Below are 22,382 nucleotides of genomic sequence, written 5' to 3' on the forward strand. Positions count from 1 at the left end.
GCGTATGACAGGCTTAGGGTTTATGAGGCTCAAGTTGAAGCTTTTTAGAGCGTGATCGTCTTACATGAAAGCATCGGCGTTAAGGTTGATTTTCCGTCACCCCGGGCTCGACCCGGGGTCCCGCTGCCTCAGCAGCGTCAGAAAAGAAGCGGGACCCCGGATCAAGTCCGGGGTGACGATGACTCAAACATCACCATGCTCCCGGTGAATAAAAACGGGCCGTTTCCGCAGGGCGGGCGAGGGGCAGGGTGATCGGACCTGTCCCGGAACAGGATTTCATTAACCACGACTCCACATTGGCCGCCCTTTCCCAACCGTCTATGTCTTTAGATATGCGTATCCTTTCGACGATCCTGCTCGTGTCCGCCGCCGCTGGCGCCGCTGCCCTGGCACAGGGGATGCCGACGCCTTTCACCGTGGTCGAAAGCGGACGCGGCTACACCTCACTGAAAGATGCGGTGGCCGCGATCGGCAATGGCAAGGGCACGGTCCTGATCGCGCCCGGCACCTATGCGCAATGCGCGGTGCAGCAGGGCGGGGACGTCGCCTTCCGCGCCCAGACGCCGGGCAGCGTCATCCTCGATGGCATGCCATGTGAAGGCAAGGCGGCACTGGTCCTGCGCGGCCGGTCCAGCAGCGTGGATGGCATCGTGTTCCAGAATCTGCGCGTGCCCGATGGCAATGGCGCGGGCATTCGGCTGGAGGGCGGCAACCTCACCGTCACCAACAGCCTCTTTCGCAATAGCGAAGAAGGGATTTTGAGCGGCGACTCGCCGGGCAACAGCGTCACGATCGACAAATCCACCTTCCGCCATCTCGGCCGGTGCGATCGCGATCTGGACTGTGCCCATGGCATCTATATCGGTCGATATGGCAAACTTACCGTCACGCGGTCGCGATTCGACCAGGGCGATGGCGGCCATTACCTGAAAACCCGTACGCCCCGCGTCACCATCACCGGCAACAGCTTCGACGACAGCCACGGCCGCCTCACCAACTATATGATCGACCTGTCCAACGGGGCGAGCGGTGAGATCAGCGGCAATGAAATGGTGCAGGGCCGGGACAAGGATAATTATAGCGCCTTCATCACCGTCGCGCCGGAAGGGCGCGAACATGACAGCAGCGGCCTGTCGATCGCTGGCAACAGCGCCTCTTTCGTGCCCGGCCTGCAACGCAATAGCAGCTTCGTCGCCAATTTCACGGACGACGCGGTGAAGATCGGCGCGAATCGCCTGGGCGCCGGTATCAAGGTCACCGATCGCCGCTGACGGCCCCCGCTTGCATGGCGGGTTGCCCCGCCCGATAATGGCGTCATGCGCAGCACCTATGATTCCGCCACCGTCCGCCTTTATCATCTAAGCGACAGCGAAGAAGGCGGCGCTGCGACCACCCTTTTTTACGGCCCGTTAAGCGAAGCCGTGCATATAGCGCAGCAACAGCCCCAGGAAATCCAGGACGGGCTGTTCATCGCCACGGACAATGACGTGGTTGCCTGGCTGGATTTGCAGGAGGACTGAACTAGGCCCTTCTGGATTAGGAGGGTTTGTGCAGAAGTTGGAGGGCTTTTTCGAGGTCAGTTATGACCGCGATCGCAAGCTGTTACATATCACCACTTACGGCTTCTGGAATCTGGATGTGGTTGATCGGTTTGCCCGCGCCATCGCGGAAGAAACCCGCGCGGCGGATCCGTCGTGCGACGTTCTGGCCAATACATGCCGCACGGAAATTCATAGCGCCGAAGTCAGCGAAGCGCTCAGTCGCCTCTCTTACACGCACAAGGATGCGGAAACCGGGCGCATCGCCGTAGTTTCGCCTTCGGTACTCCTGCGTATGCAGACGAAACGGATGCAAAATATGAACACGACCTACGGCTATTTCGAAACCGAGCAGGAGGCTCTCGACTGGCTCGCGACGCCTGCTGATTCATCGGCGCCGCAGGCGCGCGCCGCGGGCTGAACCGACCGGGATCGCTCGTGCGGCGGTTGCGCCATTGCTCAACCGTCGGCAAAGCCGAAAGGCGCGTAGCCCCGGCGATAGTCCTCCGGCAGCATTTCACGGCCGATGGGCGGCGCGGATCGCGCCATGCACTGGCTCCGATGGCACAGGCGGCATGTCAGTCCGATCGGCGTCGGCTCGGACGCCCCAAGTCCCTGCGTATAGATCAGCCGATGGGCATGTTCGGCGGCGCAGGCAAGCGCGATCGCCCGCTCCACACGCGGTGCGCCCCAGCCGCCGCCGCCCGCCGTCACCCTTCGCGCGATCGAGAAAAACCGTTGTCCGTCGGGCAGTTCCAGCCATTGCGTCACCACCTCGCCGGGGCGCTCGAACACATGATGGATCGACCAGAGCGGGCATGATCCGCCATGCCGCGCAAAGGGAAAGCCCGCGCCGTCCAGCCGCTTGCTGATATTGCCCGCCCGATCGACGCGCAGGAAGAAGAAGGGCACGCGTTCGTGCCCCGGTTTTTGCAGCGTGGTCAGCCGGTGCGCTGTCTGTTCAAAGCTCGTCCCGAACTGCCGGGCCAGTGCTTCGACATCATAGCGTCGCGCCTCCACCGCCTTGGCGAAGGCTGCATAGGGCATCAATATGGCGGCGGCGCCATAATTGGCGAGGCCTTGGCGGGCCAGCTGCCGTCCGCTCGCGCTGGAAAACTGCCCGTCCTTCAGCAGGGACTCCATGTCCGTGCGCATCTCCAGATAGGCGATCTGTATCGCCAGCTGAAAGGCGGTGCTCGCGCCGTCCAGCGCATCGTCGATCAGCACTGCGTCCCGATGCCGGTCCAGCCGCCGCATCGACCCCGCCATGACATCGGGCGGCAGGCGTCGGACGCGCAGGCCATGCTTGCTTTTCAGCCATGCCGCCGTGCCGCCTGCTTGTTCGATTTGCGCTGCGATCCTTTCCGCCGCATCGTCCAGCGGCGGAAAGCTGTTGCGTCGCGCGCCCAGGAACCGGCGCGCCTCGGCCGCCGGGTCTGGCGCTTCGTCGGGTGCGTCGGCACGATCGCTGCTCCGATCCGCGAGCGCCATCTGCTCCTCGCGATAGGCGGTATGCAGCCGCAATAACGCTTCGCTGAACCCCGGATAGTTGATCGCGACGTCCTGCATCGCCAGCGCGGGCAGGTCGATGTCGGCGAACATCGGGTCCTTCAGCGCCGCCTGCAACCGCGCCGTCTGCTCCGCGCCGCCGTCGCCCGCCAGCTCGCTCATGTCCATCCGATATGTGCGCGCCAGCCGCAGCAGCATGTCGGCGGTCAGAGGCCGCTGGTTCCGCTCCAGCAGCGCGACATAGGAAGCTGAAATCTCAAGGTCCGCCGCCATATCGGACTGCGTCAGCCCCAACTCCCGCCGCAACCGCCGCAAGCGCGGCCCCATATAGACGGGACGATCCTTGGCCATGTTCGCGTGCGCTCCTGTGCAGACATTACAACTATACAGGGAAAGTTTGTAAAGATCGACAACTGAACCTCACACCCCCTCCCGGCTCGGCTCCCCTTTCCCCAAAACGCGTTTAATTCGCCAATTCATTCAGGGAATCGAGATGACCTACGCCCAACAAATCACCCGCGCCTCCACCCTGCTGGGCGAAGAGCCCAACTGGAACGGCATCGCCGCCGATTCGGTCGCCAGAATGCGCCTTCAGAACCGCTTCCCCACCGGCCTCGACATCGCCCGCTACACCGCCGCCATCATGCGCCGCGACATGGCCGCTTATGACGCCGACCCGGCAAACTACACCCAGTCGCTCGGCTGCTGGCACGGCTTCATCGGCCAGCAGAAGATGATCAGCATCAAGAAGCATTTCGGCACGACCAAGGGCAAATATCTCTACCTCTCCGGCTGGATGATCGCGGCGCTTCGTTCCGAATTCGGCCCGCTGCCCGACCAGTCGATGCATGAAAAGACCAGCGTTCCTGCGCTGATCGAAGAACTCTACACCTTCCTGCGTCAGGCCGACGCCCGCGAACTCGGCATGCTGTTCCGCGACCTCGACAAGGCGCGTGAGACGGGCAATGAAGTTGAGGTCCATCGCCTCACCAACGCGATCGACAATCACGAAACCCACATCGTCCCGATCATCGCCGACATCGACGCAGGCTTCGGTAACGCCGAGGCAACCTATCTGCTCGCCAAGAAGATGATCGAAGCCGGCGCCTGCGCGCTCCAGATCGAGAATCAGGTTTCGGATGAAAAGCAGTGCGGTCATCAGGACGGCAAAGTCACCGTTCCGCATGAGGACTTCCTCGCGAAGATCCGCGCCTGCCGTTACGCCTTCCTTGAACTGGGCATCGACGACGGCATTATCGTCGCCCGCACCGATTCGCTCGGCGCCGGTCTCACCAAGCAGATCGCCTTCAGCCGCGAGCCGGGAGACCTTGGCGACCAGTATAACAGCTTCCTCGATGTCGAAGAGGTCGCCGATCCATCGACCCTGCGCGGCGATGTCGTCATCGCTCGCGACGGCAAGCTGCTGCGGCCCAAGCGCCTGGCGTCCAACCTCTTCCAGTTCCGCTCCGGAACCGGCGAGGATCGGGTCGTCCTGGACTGCATCACCTCGCTTCAGAACGGTGCCGATCTGCTGTGGATCGAAACCGAAAAGCCGCATGTCGAACAGATTGCGGGCATGGTGGACCGTGTCCGCGAGGTCATCCCGAACGCCAAGCTGGTTTACAATAACTCGCCGAGCTTCAACTGGACGCTGAACTTCCGTCAGCAGGTGTTCGACAGCTGGCAGGCAGAGGGCAGGGACGTTTCCGCCTATGATCGCGCCCGGTTGATGAGCGCGGACTATGACGCCACCGAACTCGGTCGCGAGGCTGATGAAAAAATCCGCACCTTCCAGAAGGACGCCGCAGCGCGGGCGGGCATTTTCCATCACCTCATCACGTTGCCGACCTATCACACGGCTGCTTTGTCGACGGACAATCTGGCGCGGGAATATTTCGGCGACGCCGGGATGCTCGGCTATGTCGAGGGCGTCCAGCGCCGCGAAATCCGCGAAGGCATCGCCTGCGTGAAGCACCAGAATATGGCGGGCAGCGACATCGGTGATGATCACAAGGAATATTTCGCCGGTGAGGCAGCGCTCAAGGCGGGCGGCTCGCATAACACGATGAACCAGTTCGCAGCGTGAAGAACCAAGGAAAGGAGGACGAAATGACTGAACCTGCAAGGTCCCGCGCGGTTTTCTCGACGGAGGATTTTTCGCTGCTCAGGACGGCAGTGGCTGATTATCTGCAGAAGGTGAAAGACACGCCGGATTCGGTGAAGTTCGCCAACCTTTATCACCGGCTCGGCCGCCTACGCTGATTGCCCATATCGATGACAGAAAGCCCGCCGCCAAGAATCTTGGCGGCGGGCTCTTTGTCGATCGCCTTGGCAAGCTTTGCGCTTTCGCCCAAACGGCCGGACGCTTATCCTGAATGCGTCAGACCCGACGGGAGAGCCCCATGCCCTACACGCTCATTACCGCGAACCGGAATTATTCCAGCTGGTCACTGCGTCCTTGGGTATTGATGAAGGCGCTCGGCATTCCCTTCACGGATCGGCTTGAGCCCTTTGTGCAGAGCATAAATTACTCTGCCTTCCGCAACTTTTCACCGACCGGGCAGGTGCCTGCCTTGATCGACGGCGATCGGACAGTGTGGGATTCGCTCGGCATCACCCTCTATCTTGCCGATCGCCACCCTGCCGTATGGCCACAGGAGGAATCCGCCCGCGCCTTCGCCCAAAGCGCCGTTGCGGAAATGCACAGCGGCTTTGCGACTCTGCGCAACGAATGCCCCATGAATGTCGGAGTGCGAGTCGAACGCGACCTGCCCTCGCCGCAGCTGAACCGCGATATAGCGCGGCTTTCGGAATTGTGGGGGGAAGGGCTGAAGCGGTTCGGCGGCCCTTTCCTCGCCGGGCCAGCGTTCAGCGCGATCGACGCCTTTTACGCGCCTGTCGCATTCCGGGTGAGGACCTATGACCTGAATGTCGGGCCAGTGGCGCACGCATGGGTCGATCACATGCTGGCCCACCCCGCAATGCGGGAATGGGAGGTCGCTGCCCTCGCCGAAACCTGGCGTGAGGAAAGCCATGAGGCGGAGGTCGGCGCCGCTGGTCGCATCATTGCCGATTACCGCGCGTCCTGATCTCCGCACGGCTGCTATCCACGGGAACAGCAAATATTGGTCCCATGCCCCCTTTCGCCGCGCCCGCTCTGGGTCTAGGGGGAAAGGGTTATGGTCAAGCCCCGCACGCTGTACGAGAAGATTTGGGACGCGCATGTCGTTGAACGCCGTCCCGATGGAACCTGCCTCATCTATATCGACCGCCACCTCGTTCATGAGGTGACGAGTCCCCAGGCCTTCGAGGGTCTAAGGATAGCGGGCCGCCCCGTGCGCCGCCCCGATCTGACGCTCGCCGTCCCAGATCACAATTTGCCCACGACCCCCCGCCGCGATGCGCAGGGCAACCGCATCCCCATCGCCGATCCCGAAAGCGCACAGCAGCTTGCCGCGCTGGAGCGGAATGCGCCGGAGTTTGGCGTTCGCCTGATCGGCGATGCTGACCGGGAGCAGGGGATCGTCCATGTCGTGGGACCCGAGCAGGGCTTCACCCTGCCGGGCACGACGCTGGTCTGCGGCGACAGCCATACTAGCTCGCACGGCGCATTGGGCGCGCTGGCGTTCGGCATCGGCACGTCGGAGGTTGAGCATGTGCTCGCCACGCAGACGCTGTTGCTCAAGCAATCGAAGACGATGGAAGTCGTGGTCGAAGGCGAATTGGGCTTCGGCGTTACGCCCAAGGATGTGGCGCTGGCGATCTGCGGCCGTATCGGCACGGCGGGCGGCACCGGCTACGTCATGGAATATCGCGGCTCTGTCTTCCGCGACATGTCGATCGAAGGCCGCCTGACCGTCGCCAACATGTCGATTGAGGCAGGCGCTCGTTCGGGCCTGTTCGCCCCGGATGAAAAAACCGTCGCTTATCTGAAGGGCCGTCCCATGGCGCCCAAAGGTGCCGATTGGGATGCCGCCGTCGCCTATTGGAGGACGCTGGCGACCGATGAAGGTGCGCAATTCGACAAGACCATCGTCATCGATGCCGCCGACATCGTGCCCAACGTGACCTGGGGCACCAGCCCCGAGGACGTCGTGCCAGTGACCGGCGTCGTTCCCGATCCGGAAAGCTTCGCCGACGCGTCCAAGCGCGCCGCCGCGCAGAAGTCACTCGACTATATGGGCCTCACCGCCGGGCAGCGGATGGAGGACGTGACCGTCGAACATATCTTCATCGGCAGCTGCACCAACAGCCGCATAGAAGATTTACGCGCTGCCGCCGCGCTGCTGAAGGGCCGCCATATTGCGGGCGGCATCAAGCAGGCGCTGGTCGTTCCCGGCTCCGGTTTGGTGAAACAGCAGGCGGAGGCCGAAGGGCTCGACCGCATCTTCACCAATGCCGGATTCGAATGGCGTGAACCGGGCTGCTCCGCATGCCTCGGCATGAATCCCGACAAGGTGCCAGCCGGAGAGCGCTGCGCTTCCACCAGCAACCGCAACTTCATGGGCCGTCAGGGACCCGGTTCCCGGACGCATCTCGTATCCCCCGCGATGGCTGCTGCTGCCGCCATCACCGGACATCTGACCGACGTGCGAGAATTGCTGAACGAAAAACAGGGAGAGGTGGTCGCATGAAGAAGGTATTCTGGGTGCTGGCGCTTGGCGCGCTGGCCAGTGCCGCCATGGCGGCGACTCTCGGGCGCGCGGAAGACAGCCGCCGCCTGGAGACCAAGCGGGCGCATTGATGGACAAGCTAAATATCGTTGAGGGCAAGGCCTATCCGTTCGGGATGAAGAATGTCGACACCGACATCGTCATTCCGGCGCATTGGCTGAAGACCATTTCGCGCTCGGGCCTCGGCAAGGGCGCGTTCGAAGTGCTGCGCAAGGAACCGGGCAACGTCTTTGACGATCCCGAATATGCTGGCAGCCCGATCCTGATCGCGGGCGACAATTTCGGCTGCGGATCCAGCCGTGAACATGCCGCCTGGGCGCTTGCTGACCTTGGCATCAAGGTAGTGATCGCGCCGAGCTTCTCGGACATTTTCTCCGGCAACGCGTTCAAAAATGGTATCCTGACAGTCGTCCTGCCGCAGGAAGCGATTGACCGGCTGATGGAGGTCGCGAAGATCGATCCCATCCATGTCGATCTGGAACATCAGACCGTCACGACGCAGTTTCAGGATCGATTCCAGTTCGAAATCGACCCGTTCCGCAAGCATTGCCTGCTTGGCGGGCTTGACGAGATCGGGCTGACTTTGGGGCAGGCCGACACGATCAGCCAGTTCGAGGCGAAGGACGCCGGGCTGCGGCCTTGGCTCGTTCCCGCCGTTGCGTAACCGTCCCGATCTTCCTATCTCATCCCAGACTTCAGCTTCTTTTTGACAAGGCACAGGCATGACGACTTTCGACGACCGCGAAAAGGCCTTTGAAAATATGTTCGCCCATGACCAGGAAATGCAGTTCCGCATCCAGGCGCGGCGCAACCGGCTGCTCGGTGAATGGGCCGCGGTCAAAATGGGGCTGACGCCGGAAGAGACCGACGCCTACGCCAAGTCCGTAGTACAGGCCGATTTTGAGGAAGCGGGCGACGAGGATGTCATTCGCAAGCTGGTGGGCGACATGACCCAGGCGGGCGTAGACATTGACGAGCCAGGCGTGCGAGCGGCTCTGGAAGAGCAGCAGGTGATCGCGCGCCGCCAGTTCATCGAAGCACAATAAGCCGGACGGACCTGACCAATGCCAATGGCTGCCGACGATATTGCGGACATGATCCGGGCGGCTATTCCGGACGCGGAGGTGGAGATTACCGACCTCGCCGGTGATGGCGACCATTATGCCGCTCGCGTGGTGGCGGAAAGTTTTCGGGGCATGAGCCGCGTGGCTCAACAACGCGCCGTCTATGCGGCGCTTGGCGGCCGGATGGGCGGCGTACTCCACGCCTTGCAACTGACCACTGCCGTTCCCAACTAACCGCTATCATTTTTCATGCGCGCTGCTTGCCATTTTGCAGCGCCCGACAGGACTGGACCGACCCATGACCGACGCCGTGCATCAGCGGATCGCCGATATTGTGAACAGCAATGACGTCGTGCTCTTTATGAAGGGCACGCCGCTGTTCCCCCAATGTGGTTTTTCCAGTCGTGCAATTGCCATCCTCGATCATCTGGGCGTTGCCTATGAGTCGGTGGACGTGTTGCAGGATCAGTTGGTGCGGCAGGGTATCAAGGCTTTTTCAGATTGGCCGACCATCCCACAGCTCTATGTGAAGGGCGAATTTGTCGGCGGCAGCGACATCATGATGGAAATGTATGAAGCCGGTGAGCTTCAGCAGCTGATGGCCGATGAAGGCGTCGCAGCGGCAAACTGAATCGCCGCAATCAGACCTTAACAATCTCCGGCAGGATGGCGTCCAGCAGCAGCATGGCTGCTGGCGTGATCCGCAGATGCTGCCCTTTGCGCTCGATCAGGTTCAACGGGGCGAGCCGCGCAACGGCAGTTTCATCGATCAGCTGCTCGACGGGGATACTGGATAGCGCCGAGATGCGATCAAGATCGACGCCTTCCGCAAGCCGCAATCCCATCAGCAGCGCTTCACGCCCGCGATCTTCTGGCGTCAACGCTTCCTCGCTTTGCAGTCCGTGGCCGTTGCGCCGCACGGCACCCATCCAGTTTTCGGGCTTCTTATGCCTTAGCGTCGCCATCCCCTCGCGCCGTCCGTGCGCGCCGGGACCGATCCCGGCATAGGTGCCATATCGCCAATAGGTGAGGTTGTGGCGGCTTTCCTGACCGGGCTTCGCATGGTTGCTGATCTCATAAGCAGGCAAACCGGCGGCAGCGGTCATGTCCCGTGTCTGCTCATACAGGGTTGCGGCATGGTCCGGATCAGCGGGCGTCAGCTTCCCCTGAGCGACAAGGGTGGCGAACCGCGTGCCCGGCTCGATCGTCAACTGATAAAGCGACAGATGATCGGTGCCAAAAGACAGGCCGCGCGCCAGCTCCGCCTCCCAGTCCGCCTCGCTCTGGTCGGGCCGCGCATAGATGAGGTCCAGATTCACGCGACCGAACACCGACTGCGCAACATCCAGCGCCGCCAGCGCCTCGCCCACATCATGCGCCCGACCGAGAAAATGCAGCGCCTGATTGTCCAGCGCCTGCACCCCCAGTGACACCCGGTTCACCCCCGCACGCGCCAGATCGGCGAAGCGCGCAGCTTCCACCGAACTCGGATTGGCCTCCAACGTGATTTCCATGTCCGCCGTTGGCCGCCAGTAGCTGCCCGCAGCGTCGATGATGTTCGCGACGATTTCCGGCGGCATCAGCGATGGCGTGCCGCCGCCGAAAAAGATGGAAGAGAGCGGCCGCCCGCCAGTCAGCGTGGCTTCATGAGCCAGATCTTCCAACAGCGCGGTGCGCCAGGCATCGGTATCGATGTCCGCACGGACATGGCTGTTAAAATCGCAATAAGGACATTTGGAAACGCAAAATGGCCAATGGACATATAAGGCCATGGCTTCAGGCGCGGGCGCCGGGGAATCGATCGGGGGCAGGGGCATGGGTGGAGGCGTCCTTAGACGGCTTTGGGCCGCACGGCTAGCAACGGCAGTAATGGCGATGACGGGAATCATTGCCGCTCAGCCAGCCAAAGCGTCCCCGTTGAGCCGGGCGGTGCCCACCCAGACGGTCATGCCCGCCGCCTATTACGGCATGGAGGAGGCGGAACGCGGCAACCTATTGCTGCGCGACGTGGTTCTGGGCATGCATAATGACGAGCGCGAATCGCTGGGCCTCACGCCGCTGGCATGGGACAGCGACCTCGCGCAGGACGCTGCCCGATATGCCCGGCAGATGGCCGTGACCAACCGCTTCCAACATTCCCCGCGCGCATCCCGCGCTGTTCCCAGCGGCGAAAATCTCTGGATGGGTCCACGACGCCTCTACGGATATGAGACGATGATCGGCGCCTTCCTCGATGAAAAGCGCCTGTTCCGGCGAGGAGGCAAGCTGCCGGACATCAGCCTGTCGGGCCGCTGGGAAGATGTCGGTCATTATACGCAGATGATCTGGCGCAGCACGCAAAAGGTCGGCTGCGCCCTCGCCGAGGGGCAGAATTACGATTATCTGGTCTGCCGCTATTTTCCAGCGGGTAACGCTTTCGGAAAAGGCCCGCTGGACGCGGATGACAGCTCCTTCGGCTCCCGTCTGGCCAGCATGGGCGAATAAGCCCGCCTTGTTTTTCTAGAAAACCGTCGCGACCAGTTGGGCGAAGGCATCCGCACGATGGCTCATCGCATGCTTCTTTTCCGGCTCCATCTCGCCAAAGCTGATGGTGTGGCCCAACGGCTGGAACATCGGGTCATAGCCAAAGCCCTTGTCTCCGCGCGGCGGCCAGCAGAGGATACCATCGACCCGCCCCTCAAACGCTTCGACATGACCATCGGGCCAAGCCACCGCCAGCGCGCAGATGAAATGCGCGCCATGCCCGGCGTCAGGCCCCTTGGCTTCGATCGCATCCCACACGCGCTGCATGGCGATGCTGAAATCCTTCGTCTCACCCGCCCAGCGAGCGGAGAAGATGCCCGGATCACCATTCAGCGCTTCGACGCATAGCCCGCTATCATCCGCCAATGCGGGAAGCCCCGACAGGTCCGCCGCCTGCATCGCCTTCAGCTCTGCATTGGCGATGAAGGTGGTGCCAGTTTCTTCCGGCTCAGGCAGGTCCAGCGCCGCCGCTGACACAGTCTCAATCCCGAACGGGGCGAGCAACTCGCCAATTTCCCGAACCTTGCCGGGATTATGGCTGGCGATCACCAGCTTGCCCGGCCCCAGCTTGCGGATCGCCTGTTCCTGTCCGAACTCGTCGCTCATGATTATGTCATTCTCCCCGTTCGCTTCGAGCATAGTCGAGAAGCGCGTAGTGCATAGATAGCATTTCTCGAAACGCTCGAAACGAACGGGCGAACTGGCTTAGCGACCCGTCGCCTTGTCCTGAGCCGCAAAGATTTGCGAGCAACCGATGCGCGCCAGACGCAGCAGGCGCAGCAGTTCTTCCTCGTCATAAGCGGCGCCCTCGGCCGTCGCCTGCACTTCGGCAAACTTGCCGTCGCCGGTCAGGATCAGGTTGGCGTCGGTTTCGGCATTGCTGTCCTCGGCATAGTCGAGGTCCAGCACCGGCGTGCCATTATAGATGCCGCAACTGATCGCCGCGACCTTTTGGATGATCGGGTCTTCGGCCAGCGCGCCCGAAGCGATCAGCTTGTCGATGGCAATGCGCAAAGCCACCCAGCTGCCGGAAATAGCCGCTGTGCGGGTGCCGCCATCTGCCTGGATCACGTCGCAATCGATAACAATCTGCCGCTCGCCCAGCTTTTTCATATCGACGACGGTGCGCAGCGACCGGCCGATCAAACGCTGAATTTCCTGCGTGCGGCCCGACTGCTTGCCCTTGGCCGCCTCACGGCTGCCGCGCGTATGGGTGGCGCGGGGCAGCATGCCATATTCCGCCGTCACCCAGCCTGAACCCTTGCCGCGCAGGAAGGGCGGCACCTTCTCCTCAACCGAAGCGGTGCACAGCACGCGCGTATCGCCGAAGCTGACCAGGCAGCTGCCCTCGGCATGGATGGTGAAGCCGGGCTCCATGGTGATGGCGCGCATCTGATCTGGCGCGCGGCCGGAAGGACGCATAAATATTTTCTCCGAAGCGATTAGTCGGTGCGGCTTAGCGCCGGGAGCGTCGTCTTGCCAGTGGCGATACGTACGAAAGATGGTAGGAAGCGCGCATGCAATTGCGTTCGATGATGATTTTGGCGGGCATAGTCCTGACCGTCGGTTGCGCGGCGGAAAGACCCGAGCTGGAAAAGCCCGTGGCTGCCGGTGACACGATCCGTTTTTCGGCGGGTCCCTGTTTCGGCGTTTGCCCAACTTATAGCCTGCAGGTGACGCCTGATGGTTCGGGCCTGCTGGAGCCTGAGCGGTTTACGGCCGTTCCGGGCGCGACGCGCTTTACGGTCACGCCTGCGCAATATCGTCGCTTTCGAGCCGCGCTGGCGCAATTCCGGCCCCCGGCGGGAACGGTCCGGCGCATCGCTCATGGGGAAAATTGCACCCGTTTCGCGACCGACATGCCCGGCTACACCATCGAATGGACGAGGGATCAGCAGCCGACCACCCGGCTGGAGTTTCAGTCGGGATGCATGGACGCCAGCTATGGCAAGCTGCGTGCCACCATTGCGGCCGTTCCCCGGATGCTGGACATCGACGCAATGGTGAAACCGTCCGCTGTAAGATAGCCCCGGCTTGAGTACGGCCCGGTGCTCGCCTAGATAGGGGCGCATGGCGGTCACACCGGTTACCGAACTCAATGAGCGGGCGCGCGACGTTTTCCGGGTGGTGGTCGAAAGCTATCTCGGCACCGGCCTGCCCGTGGGTTCGCGCACCATCAGCAAGATCGCCTCGCTCAGCCTGTCGCCTGCATCGATTCGCAACGTCATGCAGGACCTGGAGGAGCTGGGACTGCTGGCCGCCCCGCATACGTCGGCAGGGCGCATGCCGACCGAAACCGGATTACGCCTTTTCGTCGATGGCATGATGCAGGCGGCCGAGCCTTCGGTCGAGGAACGCCGCGCGATCGAGGCAGGCATTGCCGAGGGTGGCCCGATCGAGGAAGCATTGTCCGCAGCGACCGCCGCGCTGTCGGGCCTCTCCGCCTGCGCGGGCATCGTCATGGTGCCCAAGCGCGAGCCGGTGATGCGCCAGATCGGTTTCGTGCCGCTCAATGATCGTCAGGCGCTGGCCGTGCTGGTGGGACAGGACGGCTCTGTAGAAAACCGCGTACTCGACATGCCCGCAGGCGTGACGCCCGGCATGCTGAACGAAGCAGCGAACTTCATGTCCGCGCGCTTCGCGGGCATGACGCTCAGGGAGGCGGGCGAAGCCCTGCGTCGCGAGATGGAGGGCGAGCGAACGGCGATTCAGGGTGCGGCGCGCGAATTGGTGGCGCGTGGCATCGCCGTCTGGTCGCAGGATGCGGATGACCGTCCGGTACTGATTGTGCGCGGTCAGGCGCATCTGCTGGATGACGGCACTGCCGCGGACCTCGAACGGGTGCGCCAATTGCTCGAACAACTGGAAGGCAAGCAGGAGATTTCGCGCCTGCTGGAAGGCGCGTTGGCGGGCAGCGCGACGAAAATCTTCATCGGGTCGGAAAACAAGCTCTTTTCCCTCTCCGGTTCTTCGGTCATAGCCGCGCCTTACCGGGGCGGCGATGGCCGTGTTGTCGGCGTGGTCGGCGTCATCGGTCCGACGCGCTTGAACTACGCGCGGGTGATCCCCATGGTGGATTTCACTGCGCAGACGTTATCGAGATTGATGAGATGAGCGAAGACAAGCTGAATATCGAAAATACTGAAGTCGTTGACGAACTGCCCGAGGACGCAGCGCCTGTGGGCGACGCGGCTGCTGAACGCTTGGCGGCCCTGGAGGGTGAGCTGGCGGCGGCGAAGCAGGACGCGCTCTACGCCCATGCCGAAACGCAGAATGTCCGTCGGCGGCTTGAAAAGGAACTCGCCGATACGCGCGCCTATGCCGCAACGTCGTTCGCGCGCGATATGCTGTCGGTCGCGGACAATCTGGGCCGCGCGCTGCAAGCTATCCCGGCGGAACTGCGTGACGATGAAAAGTTCAAGGGACTGGTCGCAGGCCTCGAAGCGACCGGCCGGGAACTGGAAGGCGTCTTTGGCCGCAACGGCATCGAAAAGCTGGTGTCGGTTGGACAGCCGCTTGATCCCAACAAGCATCAGGCGATGATGGAAGTGCCGTCGGACGATGCTGAGCCCGGGACCGTGCTGGTGGAAATGCAGGCGGGATACACAATCCGCGATCGCCTGCTGCGCCCGGCTTTGGTGAGCGTTGCCAAGAAGCCCGACTGACGAATCTTCACTATGGAGATCAGGCGCCCGCCGGGACTTGTTCCGGCGGGTTTTCTGAATGCGGTCGTTTTTCGTAGGCCCGCGCTCAGCGGCGCGGAATGCGGCGGGCGCTGGCAAGGTGATGGGCATGCGTGATCGCCACGGCGAGCGCGTCCGAGGCATCCGGTCCCGCAACCTTGGCTCCCGGCAACAGCCGCGAAACCATGGCATGGACCTGATCCTTCGACGCGTTGCCAACGCCGACGACGGATTTTTTGACAAGCCGCGCCGCATATTCGCCAACCTCCATCCCCGACCGGGATGCCGCTAGCAGCACGACGCCGCGCGCTTGCCCCAGCTTCAGCGTTGATTGCGGGTTTACGTTGACGAATACTTCCTCGACCGCCGCGCCAGTGGGCTGATGTTCGAGGATGAGGTCGGTGAGCGCGAGATCAAGCGCCAACAGCCGCGTCGCCAACGCCATGTCGGCGTCGGTCTTGATCTGCCCATTGGCGATGTGCGTGAGGCGATTGCCGTCAGCCGCGATCAAGCCCCAGCCCGTGGTGCCAAGGCCGGGGTCGAGTCCAAGGATGATCATGGATTTGTCCTCGCCCCTTCAGGGGAGAGGATAGGGAGGCTTACCGGCCTGCCGGTTAGCCGGACTTGGAGAGGGGAAGTACGGAAGGTGAGGGGGCTCCCCCCTCTCCCAGCTTCGCTTGGGCAGCACGCTGCCAAGGCTGCGCAACCCTCTCCCCGCCGGGGAGAGGGGAGGGTGTTTATCAACCCAGCTTCTCCATGACCTCGTCGGACACTTCATAATTGCCCCAGACGGTCTGGACGTCGTCATCATCTTCCAGCGTATCGACCAGCTTCATCAGGGTCGCGGCGTTGCTCTCGTCAACCTCGACGGTGGTCTGCGGTTTCCAGGCGAGCTTAGCGCCTTCGGCCGGGCCGAGCTTTGCTTCCAGCGCCTTGGCGACTTCGTGCAGCGCGTCCATGGCGGTCCAGATTTCATGTTCGTCTTCGTTCGACGACACATCATCGGCGCCTGCTTCGAGGGCCGCTTCGAAGATCGCATCGGCATCGCCAGCGTTCGCCGGATAGGTGATGAGGCCCATGCGATCGAAGCCGTGACTGACCGCGCCCGAAGCGCCAAGGTTGCCACCATTTTTGGAAAAGGCGGTGCGCACATTGGTCGCGGTGCGATTGCGGTTGTCGGTCAGCGCTTCGACGATGATGGCGACACCGCCGGGGCCGTAGCCTTCGTAGCGGATCTCTTCATAATTCTCCATGTCGCCGCCGATCGCCTTGTCGATCGCGCGCTGGATATTGTCCTTGGGCATGGACTGCGCCTTGGCGGCGTTCACCGCCAAACGGAGGCGGGGGTTCATGTCCGGGTCGGGCATGCCCATCTTCGCGGCCACGGTGATTTCGCGGCTGAGCTTGGAGAACATCGAGGAACGTTTTTTGTCCTGCGCGCCCTTGCGATGCATGATGTTCTTGAATTTGCTATGGCCGGCCACGGCCTGCTCCTAAACTTGTCTGATCCGAAGCGCGCTCTCTAGCGGGCGTCCTGCCCAAGCGCAACTAGACGAGGATAGCGGTGCCGGAGGCCGAGACCATCAGCATCGAACCGTTGGACCCCAGCACTTCATAATCGAGGTCGACCCCGACGACAGCGTTCGCGCCCAGCGTCGCCGCCCGCATTCGCATCTCGCCGATCGCCTGCTCACGCGCTCGCTGGAGCACATCCTCATAAGCGCCCGAACGGCCCCCGACGATGTCCCGTACACTGGCGAACAGGTCACGGAACAGGTTGGCGCCCACGATCACCTCGCCGGTGACGATGCCGAGATATTCCTTTGCAGGGCGCCCTTCGAGGCGGCTTGTGGTGCTGACGATGATCTCGGACATGATGTGTCTCCCGCACCTTGCTTGTCGAAGGCCCTTCTTGAAGAAAGAAGGGGCCTTCGACAAGCGGAGGACGAACGGAAGACGAGTGCGTTATTCCATGCCCAAGGCGGACAGGTAGGTCTGGAGGATAGCCTCCATTTCCTGCCGGTCATGCTGCGGCATTTTGCGCAGGCGGATGATCTGGCGCATGATCTTCGGATCATAGCCGGTTGCCTTGGCCTCCAGATACACGTCCTTGATATCGTCGCCGATGCCCTTCTTCTCTTCCTCGAGCCGCTCGATGCGTTCGATAAGAAGGCGTAGCTGATCGGCGGCGACGTTGCCCTCGCTCATATAATATATCTCCGGATAGAATGTGAATCGGGTTGGCGCACGCTCCTAATGATTGTCAGCGTTCTTCGCCACACTCTCCTGCATCTTTGCGATCTGTTCTGGCGTCGCCTCGCTCTGATGGCGCTGTTTCCACTCTGAAAAGGGCATGCCGTGGATGATTTCGCGCGCCTGGTCCTTGCTCAAATTGCCGTCGGCTTCCGCGATCCAGTCGGCGAGGCAATTGCGGCAGAAGCCCGCCGTTCCCATCAGATCGATGTTCTGGACGTCGGTCCTGTGCTGCAAATGCGCAATCAGGCGGCGGAAGGCGGTTGCAGCCACCGCATCGTTGAGCATATTGTCGGCCACGGCGATCCTTTCGCTGATCTACATCATCCTGTCGTGCAGTAGGGATAATCTAAAACGGCGCCCTGGCAAGCCGAGGGCTGACCATCACTGCCAGGAGCTATTTGAGAATGACGAAACTGCCGCCCCGTTCGCGCAAGGTCCGGATTTTGGCGACCCTTGGCCCTGCGAGCGACACGCCGGAAGTGATCCGCGCGCTTTTTATCGCCGGGGCAGACGCTTTCCGCATCAATATGAGCCATGGAGCGCATGAGGATCATGCGGCGCGTATCGCGTCCATCCGGGCGCTGGAAAAGGAATTCGGGCGGCCGACGACCATATTGGGTGACTTGCAAGGACCCAAGCTGCGCGTCGGGACTTTCAAGAGCGGCCTTGCCGTTCTGGAGGTGGGTGCATCCTTCATACTCGACCGCGACGAAAAGCCGGGCGACGCACGGCGTGTGAACCTGCCCCACCCGGAAATTTACGCGGCGCTGGTCCCTGAAACGCGGCTGCTGCTGGACGATGGCAAGTTGGTGCTGCGGGTGAAGAATGTGTCGGATGACCGGATCGAAACGGTGGTCGAGGTCGGTGGTACCCTGTCGAACCGCAAGGGCGTTAACGTGCCCGATGTTGTGGTTCCCGTACCCGCCTTGACGGAGAAGGACCGGCGCGACCTGAGCTTCGCGGTCGAACAGGGCTGCGACTGGATTGCGTTGAGCTTTGTGCAGCGTCCTGAAGATCTTGCGGAAGCGCGCAAGCTGATGGGCGGCCATGGCGCGCTGATGGCGAAGATTGAGAAGCCCGCCGCAGTCCAGCGGCTGGAGGAGATATTGGAACTGGCCGATGGCGTGATGGTTGCGCGCGGCGACCTGGGCGTCGAGCTGCCGCCTCAGGCCGTGCCGCCGCTTCAGAAGCAGATTGTCGCGACGGCGCGGCGCATGGGACGCCCGGTGGTGGTCGCCACGCAGATGCTCGAATCGATGATCAAGGCGCCGACGCCCACCCGCGCCGAAGTGTCGGACGTCGCCACTGCCGTCTATGATGGCGCCGACGCGATCATGCTGTCTGCGGAAACGGCGGCGGGTGACTGGCCCGAGGAAGCAGTCGCGATGATGGACAGCATCGCCCACAGCGTAGAGCGTGACCCCGGCTATTTCGCCCGGCTGCATTTCACCGAAACCAAGCCCGATGCGACCACCGCCGACGCGCTGGCGGAAGGGGCGGCGGGCATCGTCTCGGTCGTTGGGGCCAGCGCGATCACCTGCTTCACCTCGTCAGGCAGCACGGTTCGCCGGGTGGCGCGCGAGCGGCCGCTGACGCCGATCCTTGCCTTGACGCCACGGCTGGACACGGCCCGAAAGCTGGGCTTGACGTGGGGCGTCCATGCGGTGCGCACTAAGGATATCGATACGTTCGAGGAGATGGTCGGCAAGGCTCGCCGAATGGCGCTGCGACACAATATGACGCAGAAGGGCAGCAAGATCGTGGTGCTGGCAGGCGTCCCCTTCGGCACTCCGGGATCGACCAATGTGCTGCATGTCACCGCCATTCGCGGCGATGAGCTTACAGGGCGGGATTAAGCTGTAGCAGGCCTTGCGCTGCAAGATCGCGGCGCAAGGCCTCTGCGTCCCGGAAGAGATGGCTGCGAATGCCCAGCGCTTCCGCCGCCGCGACATTTTCTTCCCGATCATCGATGAAGAATGTTTCCTCGGCGCGCAGGCCAAAGCGGCCGAGCGCCAGGCGGTAGATGGCAGGGTCGGGCTTCACTAACCCTTCGGCGCCAGACACCAGAATGTCGCGAAAGTTAGCGAAGAAGTCCGCCTCCCGCGCATGGAATGGCTTCCAGAATTCGGCGCTGAAATTGGTGAGGCCATAAAGAGCGACGCCCCGCCCACATAATTCGCCGACCAACTGCGCCATGCCTGCAACGGCAGGCTGTACGCTGTCGATCATCATCGATCAGGCGCTCGTAGAGGAGCCGAGGCTCCCAATGGTACAGAACCTGTCCGACGTCGAATATGACGGCGGAGATCGGCTCGCTCAATTAGCCCTGGCGGGCCTTGAAGCGGCGATTGGTCTTGTTGATAACATAGGTACGGCCGCGACGGCGGATCACGCGGTTGTCCCGGTGACGGCCCTTGAGCGACTTGAGCGAGTTGCGGATCTTCATGGAAGTCAGCCTTCTAAGAATCTTGCGTGATCGGAAAATCGAAGCGCAGCCCCTATGGGTGGGGCGGCTGAAAGTCAAGGGCGGCTGGCCGCACTTTTGCCCCGTTCATGCCATATGCAGCAAAGACATGGCTTCAAGAGTTGAAGGGATAGCCGGTTCGGCATCGTCTATGGATTGCCGCATCTTTGTCGGAGATTAGCATGATCAAGCAGATACTCCTGCCCTCATTCCTTGCCCTGTCACTCGCTGGATGCGCGACGGCGGTGCCACCCGTCGAGGTAACGCGCTTCCATGTCGGAAATCCGGCGCAAAGCGGAACGTTGGCGGTGGAAGAAATGGCTGCGAATCCCGATGCAGGGCTGGAGTTCCGGACCTATGCCGCCGCTGTCGAGCAGGAGTTGCAGCGTGTGGGTTTCATCGCTGCACCTGCCGGGGCGCGCAGCGACTATGTTGCATCGGTCGGTTTCCGCCGATCTTTCCGTCCGACCGGCTACGGCAATGATGGTAGGCCCGTGAGTGTAGGCGTTGGCGGAGCGGTCGGCAGCGGCGGCTATTCAGGAATGGGCGTGGGCATTGGCATCAACCTCTCCGGACGGCCGAAGGATATGGTGACGACGGAGTTGCAGGTGCAGATCCGCAGGCGATCCGATTCGACGACGATCTGGGAAGGCCGGGCGCTCACACAGGCGCGTGAAGGCACGCCCGCCGCTCAGCCCGGTATTGCCGCGCAAAAGCTCGCCAGTGCGTTGATCGGGGGCTATCCGGGGGAATCGGGGCGCACTATAACCGTGAAATGACCATCTCGATCAGCAATGCCTTCGACAGCGGCAATATTCGTGTCCTTTCCATCATTGATACTGGCGAACGGGTCCGGGCCGAGCTGGAGATCGTCAAGGACAGGCAAAGCGACTTCTATCAATGGTTCCACTTTCGCATCGCGGGCGTTGCCGGGCGCGAAGTGGAATTGGCGATCGTCAATGGCGGGACCTCCGCCTATCCGGACGGTTGGCCGGGTTATAAGGCGCGCATCAGCGAGGATCGGGAAGTCTGGACGCAGGCGGACACCAGCTATGCCGACGGCGTCCTCACCATCAGCCTTTCGCCGGATCGCAATGCGCTGTGGGTCGCCTATTTCGCGCCTTATTCGATGGAGCGGCATCACGACCTGATCGCCTGGGCGGGTTGCCAGCCGGGGGTCGATCATCGGGAATTGGGCCTGACGCTCGACAAGCAGCCGCTCGACCTTCTGACGCTGGGCAACGGGCCAAAGCAGGTCTGGCTCTATGCTCGCCAGCATCCCGGCGAGACGATGGCGCAGTGGTGGATGGAAGGCGCGCTGGAGCGGCTCTGCGACGAGGAGGATGCCGTCGCCCGGCTGCTCCGCGCGAAGGCGACTTTCCACATCGTGCCCAACATGAACCCTGACGGCAGCCGACGGGGCCATCTGCGCACCAATGCGGCGGGCGTGAACCTCAACCGTGAATGGCACGAACCGTCGATGGACCGTAGTCCGGAGGTTTTCCTTGTCCGGCAGGAAATGGACCGGACGGGGGTCGATTTCGCGATGGATGTGCATGGCGATGAAGCTATCCCCGCAGTCTTCCTGGCGGGCTTTGAAGGCATTCCTTCGCTCGGCGAGCGGCAACTCGCCCTCTATAATCGCTTTCGGGATACGCTCGCGGCCCGGACGCCCGATTTCCAGACGGCGCGAGGATACCCCTCATCGGCGCCGGGCAAGGGCAACCTGACCATGTCCACCAATCAGGTTGCCGAACGTTTCGGTGCGGTCGCCATGACGCTGGAGATGCCCTTCAAGGACAATGACGATTTGCCCGGTCCGGAATTTGGCTGGTCCCCGGCACGATCGAAGCAGCTTGCCAAGGACTGCCTTGCGGTTCTGGCTGAGATGATCGGAGAACTCTGAGCTTTCCTGACGCGCGGCTCCGTTAGCCAAAAAGATCGGTGAGAAAGTCCCTCATCGACCGGAAGCTGCGGTGGTCCGCGTCGGGGCTGTAGGCGAGACCCATGTCCGGCATGTTGACCGCCTGATCGGTGAATGCGTGCCCGGTGTTCCCATAGGCATGGATCTGCCAGTCGCATCCCGCTTTCGTCAGTTCGTCAGCCAATGCCACCGTAGCCGCTGGGGGAGCCAAGGGATCGTCCCAACCGTGGCACACCAACAGCTTCGCCCTGATGGCGGCGTTGGGAAAAGGTGGCGCGTCATAAATCCCATGGAAGCTGACGCCGCCCGCGATGTCGGCGCCGCTGCGCGCCAGATCGAGCACGCATTTGCCGCCGAAGCAGAAGCCGATCGCGGCCGTCCGGCTCGCGTCCGCTTCGGGAAGTGATTTGAGGACGGAATGAGCCGCGTTGAGCCGGTCACGCAGCAGGGCGCGGTCGGCATTCATCTCGTTCATGTAGCGCCCCATGTCGGGATCATCGCGGCTGGCTCGCTTGCCCTGACCGTAGATGTCAGCGACGAAGACCGTGTATCCCAGTTCCACGACCTTCTCGGCGTAGACGAAGTCCGCTTCCTTGGTGCCCAGCGCATTAGGGAAAAGCAGGATGCCGGGCCGGGGTGCGCCTGCGGTTTGGTCGAAGACGGCCATGCTCTCGAAGGGTCCGCCGGGGCCTTCATGAACCGTGACGCGGCGAGTGATAGTCATGGGCTTGCCTCGCTGATGAGAATG

Annotated in this window: 29 protein-coding genes and 1 pseudogene; 18 read left to right on the forward strand and 12 right to left on the reverse strand. The window is 62.4% G+C overall.

Annotation, left to right across the window (positions count from 1 at the left end):
* The first annotated feature begins 332 nt into the window (after positions 1–332).
* From IZV00_RS00565 to IZV00_RS00575, 3 genes are read left to right on the forward strand one after another with little or no spacing between them, the layout of a single operon-like run.
* Positions 333–1,271 carry a right-handed parallel beta-helix repeat-containing protein gene (locus IZV00_RS00565; protein WP_196225313.1) on the forward strand — a complete coding sequence of 313 codons (939 nt, stop codon included), beginning with the start codon at positions 333–335 and terminating at the stop codon, positions 1,269–1,271.
* A 45-nt stretch (positions 1,272–1,316) separates the two neighbouring features.
* On the forward strand, positions 1,317–1,520 hold the full coding sequence (locus IZV00_RS00570; RefSeq protein WP_196225314.1) for a hypothetical protein: 204 nt from the start codon (positions 1,317–1,319) through the stop codon (positions 1,518–1,520).
* A 28-nt stretch (positions 1,521–1,548) separates the two neighbouring features.
* Complete coding sequence (locus tag IZV00_RS00575; RefSeq protein ID WP_196225315.1) at positions 1,549–1,959, forward strand: hypothetical protein; 411 nt, start codon at positions 1,549–1,551, stop codon at positions 1,957–1,959.
* A gap of 38 nt (positions 1,960–1,997) precedes the next feature.
* Here IZV00_RS00575 and IZV00_RS00580 read toward each other — a convergent pair whose 3' ends face one another.
* Positions 1,998–3,398 (reverse strand): helix-turn-helix domain-containing protein, encoded by a 1,401-nt coding sequence (locus IZV00_RS00580; RefSeq protein ID WP_196225316.1) that lies wholly within the window; start codon positions 3,396–3,398, stop codon positions 1,998–2,000.
* 142 nt (positions 3,399–3,540) lie between these two features.
* On the opposite strand from IZV00_RS00580, the gene IZV00_RS00585 reads away from it, so the two are divergent.
* The 8 genes from IZV00_RS00585 to grxD all read left to right on the forward strand — a co-directional run bounded on the left by IZV00_RS00585 (position 3,541) and on the right by grxD (position 9,415).
* Complete coding sequence (locus IZV00_RS00585) at positions 3,541–5,133, forward strand: isocitrate lyase (RefSeq protein ID WP_196225317.1); 1,593 nt, start codon at positions 3,541–3,543, stop codon at positions 5,131–5,133.
* A gap of 23 nt (positions 5,134–5,156) precedes the next feature.
* Positions 5,157–5,309, forward strand: a complete 153-nt coding sequence (locus tag IZV00_RS00590; RefSeq protein WP_196225318.1) for a hypothetical protein — start codon at positions 5,157–5,159, stop codon at positions 5,307–5,309.
* 140 nt (positions 5,310–5,449) lie between these two features.
* On the forward strand, positions 5,450–6,136 hold the full coding sequence (locus IZV00_RS00595; RefSeq protein ID WP_196225319.1) for a glutathione S-transferase family protein: 687 nt from the start codon (positions 5,450–5,452) through the stop codon (positions 6,134–6,136).
* Positions 6,137–6,226: 90 nt separating this feature from the next.
* The gene (gene leuC, locus IZV00_RS00600) at positions 6,227–7,681 is read left to right on the forward strand and encodes a 3-isopropylmalate dehydratase large subunit (RefSeq protein WP_196225320.1); all 1,455 of its coding nucleotides are present in this window, start codon (positions 6,227–6,229) and stop codon (positions 7,679–7,681) included.
* A 109-nt stretch (positions 7,682–7,790) separates the two neighbouring features.
* The gene (leuD, locus tag IZV00_RS00605; RefSeq protein WP_196225321.1) at positions 7,791–8,384 is read left to right on the forward strand and encodes a 3-isopropylmalate dehydratase small subunit; all 594 of its coding nucleotides are present in this window, start codon (positions 7,791–7,793) and stop codon (positions 8,382–8,384) included.
* A gap of 58 nt (positions 8,385–8,442) precedes the next feature.
* Positions 8,443–8,766, forward strand: a complete 324-nt coding sequence (locus IZV00_RS00610) for a DUF1476 domain-containing protein (protein WP_196225322.1) — start codon at positions 8,443–8,445, stop codon at positions 8,764–8,766.
* A gap of 18 nt (positions 8,767–8,784) precedes the next feature.
* Entirely contained in the window at positions 8,785–9,018 is a 234-nt protein-coding gene (locus IZV00_RS00615) for a BolA/IbaG family iron-sulfur metabolism protein (RefSeq protein WP_176591755.1), read from the forward strand.
* Between the two features lie 64 nt (positions 9,019–9,082).
* Entirely contained in the window at positions 9,083–9,415 is a 333-nt protein-coding gene (gene grxD, locus IZV00_RS00620; RefSeq protein ID WP_196225323.1) for a Grx4 family monothiol glutaredoxin, read from the forward strand.
* A gap of 10 nt (positions 9,416–9,425) precedes the next feature.
* Here grxD and hemW read toward each other — a convergent pair whose 3' ends face one another.
* Complete coding sequence (hemW, locus tag IZV00_RS00625) at positions 9,426–10,601, reverse strand: radical SAM family heme chaperone HemW (protein ID WP_196225324.1); 1,176 nt, start codon at positions 10,599–10,601, stop codon at positions 9,426–9,428.
* On the opposite strand from hemW, the gene IZV00_RS00630 reads away from it, so the two are divergent.
* The gene (locus IZV00_RS00630; RefSeq protein ID WP_443020054.1) at positions 10,600–11,268 is read left to right on the forward strand and encodes a CAP domain-containing protein; all 669 of its coding nucleotides are present in this window, start codon (positions 10,600–10,602) and stop codon (positions 11,266–11,268) included. The two genes, hemW and IZV00_RS00630, sit on opposite strands and share 2 nt — an antisense overlap.
* A gap of 15 nt (positions 11,269–11,283) precedes the next feature.
* Here IZV00_RS00630 and rdgB read toward each other — a convergent pair whose 3' ends face one another.
* Together rdgB and rph are read right to left on the reverse strand one after the other, a co-directional pair.
* Positions 11,284–11,913, reverse strand: coding sequence for an RdgB/HAM1 family non-canonical purine NTP pyrophosphatase (rdgB, locus tag IZV00_RS00635; protein WP_196225325.1), 630 nt, complete (start codon positions 11,911–11,913; stop codon positions 11,284–11,286).
* A 99-nt stretch (positions 11,914–12,012) separates the two neighbouring features.
* The gene (gene rph, locus IZV00_RS00640; RefSeq protein ID WP_196225326.1) at positions 12,013–12,729 is read right to left on the reverse strand and encodes a ribonuclease PH; all 717 of its coding nucleotides are present in this window, start codon (positions 12,727–12,729) and stop codon (positions 12,013–12,015) included.
* Positions 12,730–12,824: 95 nt separating this feature from the next.
* Here rph and IZV00_RS00645 point away from each other — a divergent pair, with 95 nt between their 5' ends.
* The 3 genes from IZV00_RS00645 to grpE are packed head-to-tail and all read left to right on the forward strand — an operon-like array spanning position 12,825 to position 14,972.
* A complete protein-coding gene (locus IZV00_RS00645) occupies positions 12,825–13,334 on the forward strand; it encodes a DUF6438 domain-containing protein (RefSeq protein ID WP_196225327.1) in 510 nt (169 codons plus the stop codon).
* A gap of 43 nt (positions 13,335–13,377) precedes the next feature.
* Positions 13,378–14,421, forward strand: a complete 1,044-nt coding sequence (gene hrcA / locus IZV00_RS00650) for a heat-inducible transcriptional repressor HrcA (protein ID WP_196225328.1) — start codon at positions 13,378–13,380, stop codon at positions 14,419–14,421.
* Positions 14,418–14,972, forward strand: a complete 555-nt coding sequence (gene grpE, locus IZV00_RS00655; protein WP_196225329.1) for a nucleotide exchange factor GrpE — start codon at positions 14,418–14,420, stop codon at positions 14,970–14,972. Before hrcA ends, grpE begins: the two co-directional genes overlap by 4 nt.
* Positions 14,973–15,057: 85 nt before the next feature.
* Here the strand turns inward: grpE and ruvC are convergent, their stop codons facing one another.
* From ruvC to IZV00_RS00680, 5 genes are all read right to left on the reverse strand, one after another.
* The gene (gene ruvC / locus IZV00_RS00660; protein WP_196225330.1) at positions 15,058–15,549 is read right to left on the reverse strand and encodes a crossover junction endodeoxyribonuclease RuvC; all 492 of its coding nucleotides are present in this window, start codon (positions 15,547–15,549) and stop codon (positions 15,058–15,060) included.
* Between the two features lie 181 nt (positions 15,550–15,730).
* Positions 15,731–16,474, reverse strand: coding sequence for a YebC/PmpR family DNA-binding transcriptional regulator (locus tag IZV00_RS00665; RefSeq protein ID WP_196225331.1), 744 nt, complete (start codon positions 16,472–16,474; stop codon positions 15,731–15,733).
* A gap of 64 nt (positions 16,475–16,538) precedes the next feature.
* Positions 16,539–16,865: a heavy metal-binding domain-containing protein gene (locus IZV00_RS00670; RefSeq protein WP_174525906.1), complete on the reverse strand. Its 327-nt coding sequence runs from the start codon at positions 16,863–16,865 to the stop codon at positions 16,539–16,541.
* 90 nt (positions 16,866–16,955) lie between these two features.
* The gene (locus IZV00_RS00675; protein WP_066524871.1) at positions 16,956–17,198 is read right to left on the reverse strand and encodes a DUF2312 domain-containing protein; all 243 of its coding nucleotides are present in this window, start codon (positions 17,196–17,198) and stop codon (positions 16,956–16,958) included.
* A 45-nt stretch (positions 17,199–17,243) separates the two neighbouring features.
* On the reverse strand, positions 17,244–17,531 hold the full coding sequence (locus tag IZV00_RS00680; RefSeq protein WP_443020069.1) for a DUF1244 domain-containing protein: 288 nt from the start codon (positions 17,529–17,531) through the stop codon (positions 17,244–17,246).
* 119 nt (positions 17,532–17,650) lie between these two features.
* Here IZV00_RS00680 and pyk point away from each other — a divergent pair, with 119 nt between their 5' ends.
* Positions 17,651–19,102, forward strand: coding sequence for a pyruvate kinase (pyk, locus tag IZV00_RS00685; RefSeq protein WP_196225333.1), 1,452 nt, complete (start codon positions 17,651–17,653; stop codon positions 19,100–19,102).
* Here the strand turns inward: pyk and IZV00_RS00690 are convergent.
* Positions 19,086–19,566: pseudogene (locus tag IZV00_RS00690) on the reverse strand (HAD-IA family hydrolase). The gene pyk and the pseudogene IZV00_RS00690 overlap by 17 nt on opposite strands.
* Positions 19,567–19,692 carry a type B 50S ribosomal protein L36 gene (ykgO, locus tag IZV00_RS00695; RefSeq protein ID WP_004210176.1) on the reverse strand — a complete coding sequence of 42 codons (126 nt, stop codon included), beginning with the start codon at positions 19,690–19,692 and terminating at the stop codon, positions 19,567–19,569.
* 200 nt (positions 19,693–19,892) lie between these two features.
* On the opposite strand from ykgO, the gene IZV00_RS00700 reads away from it, so the two are divergent.
* The gene (locus tag IZV00_RS00700) at positions 19,893–20,489 is read left to right on the forward strand and encodes a hypothetical protein (RefSeq protein WP_196225334.1); all 597 of its coding nucleotides are present in this window, start codon (positions 19,893–19,895) and stop codon (positions 20,487–20,489) included.
* Positions 20,486–21,616: a M14 family metallopeptidase gene (locus IZV00_RS00705; protein ID WP_196225335.1), complete on the forward strand. Its 1,131-nt coding sequence runs from the start codon at positions 20,486–20,488 to the stop codon at positions 21,614–21,616. Before IZV00_RS00700 ends, IZV00_RS00705 begins: the two co-directional genes overlap by 4 nt.
* Before the next feature lie 22 nt (positions 21,617–21,638).
* On the opposite strand, the gene IZV00_RS00710 is transcribed toward IZV00_RS00705, so the two are convergent.
* Complete coding sequence (locus IZV00_RS00710; RefSeq protein WP_196225336.1) at positions 21,639–22,358, reverse strand: dienelactone hydrolase family protein; 720 nt, start codon at positions 22,356–22,358, stop codon at positions 21,639–21,641.
* Positions 22,359–22,382: the final 24 nt, after the last annotated feature.

It is taken from the genome of Sphingobium sp. Cam5-1, from assembly GCF_015693305.1.
In the GTDB taxonomy this organism is placed as follows: Bacteria; Pseudomonadota; Alphaproteobacteria; order Sphingomonadales; family Sphingomonadaceae; genus Sphingobium.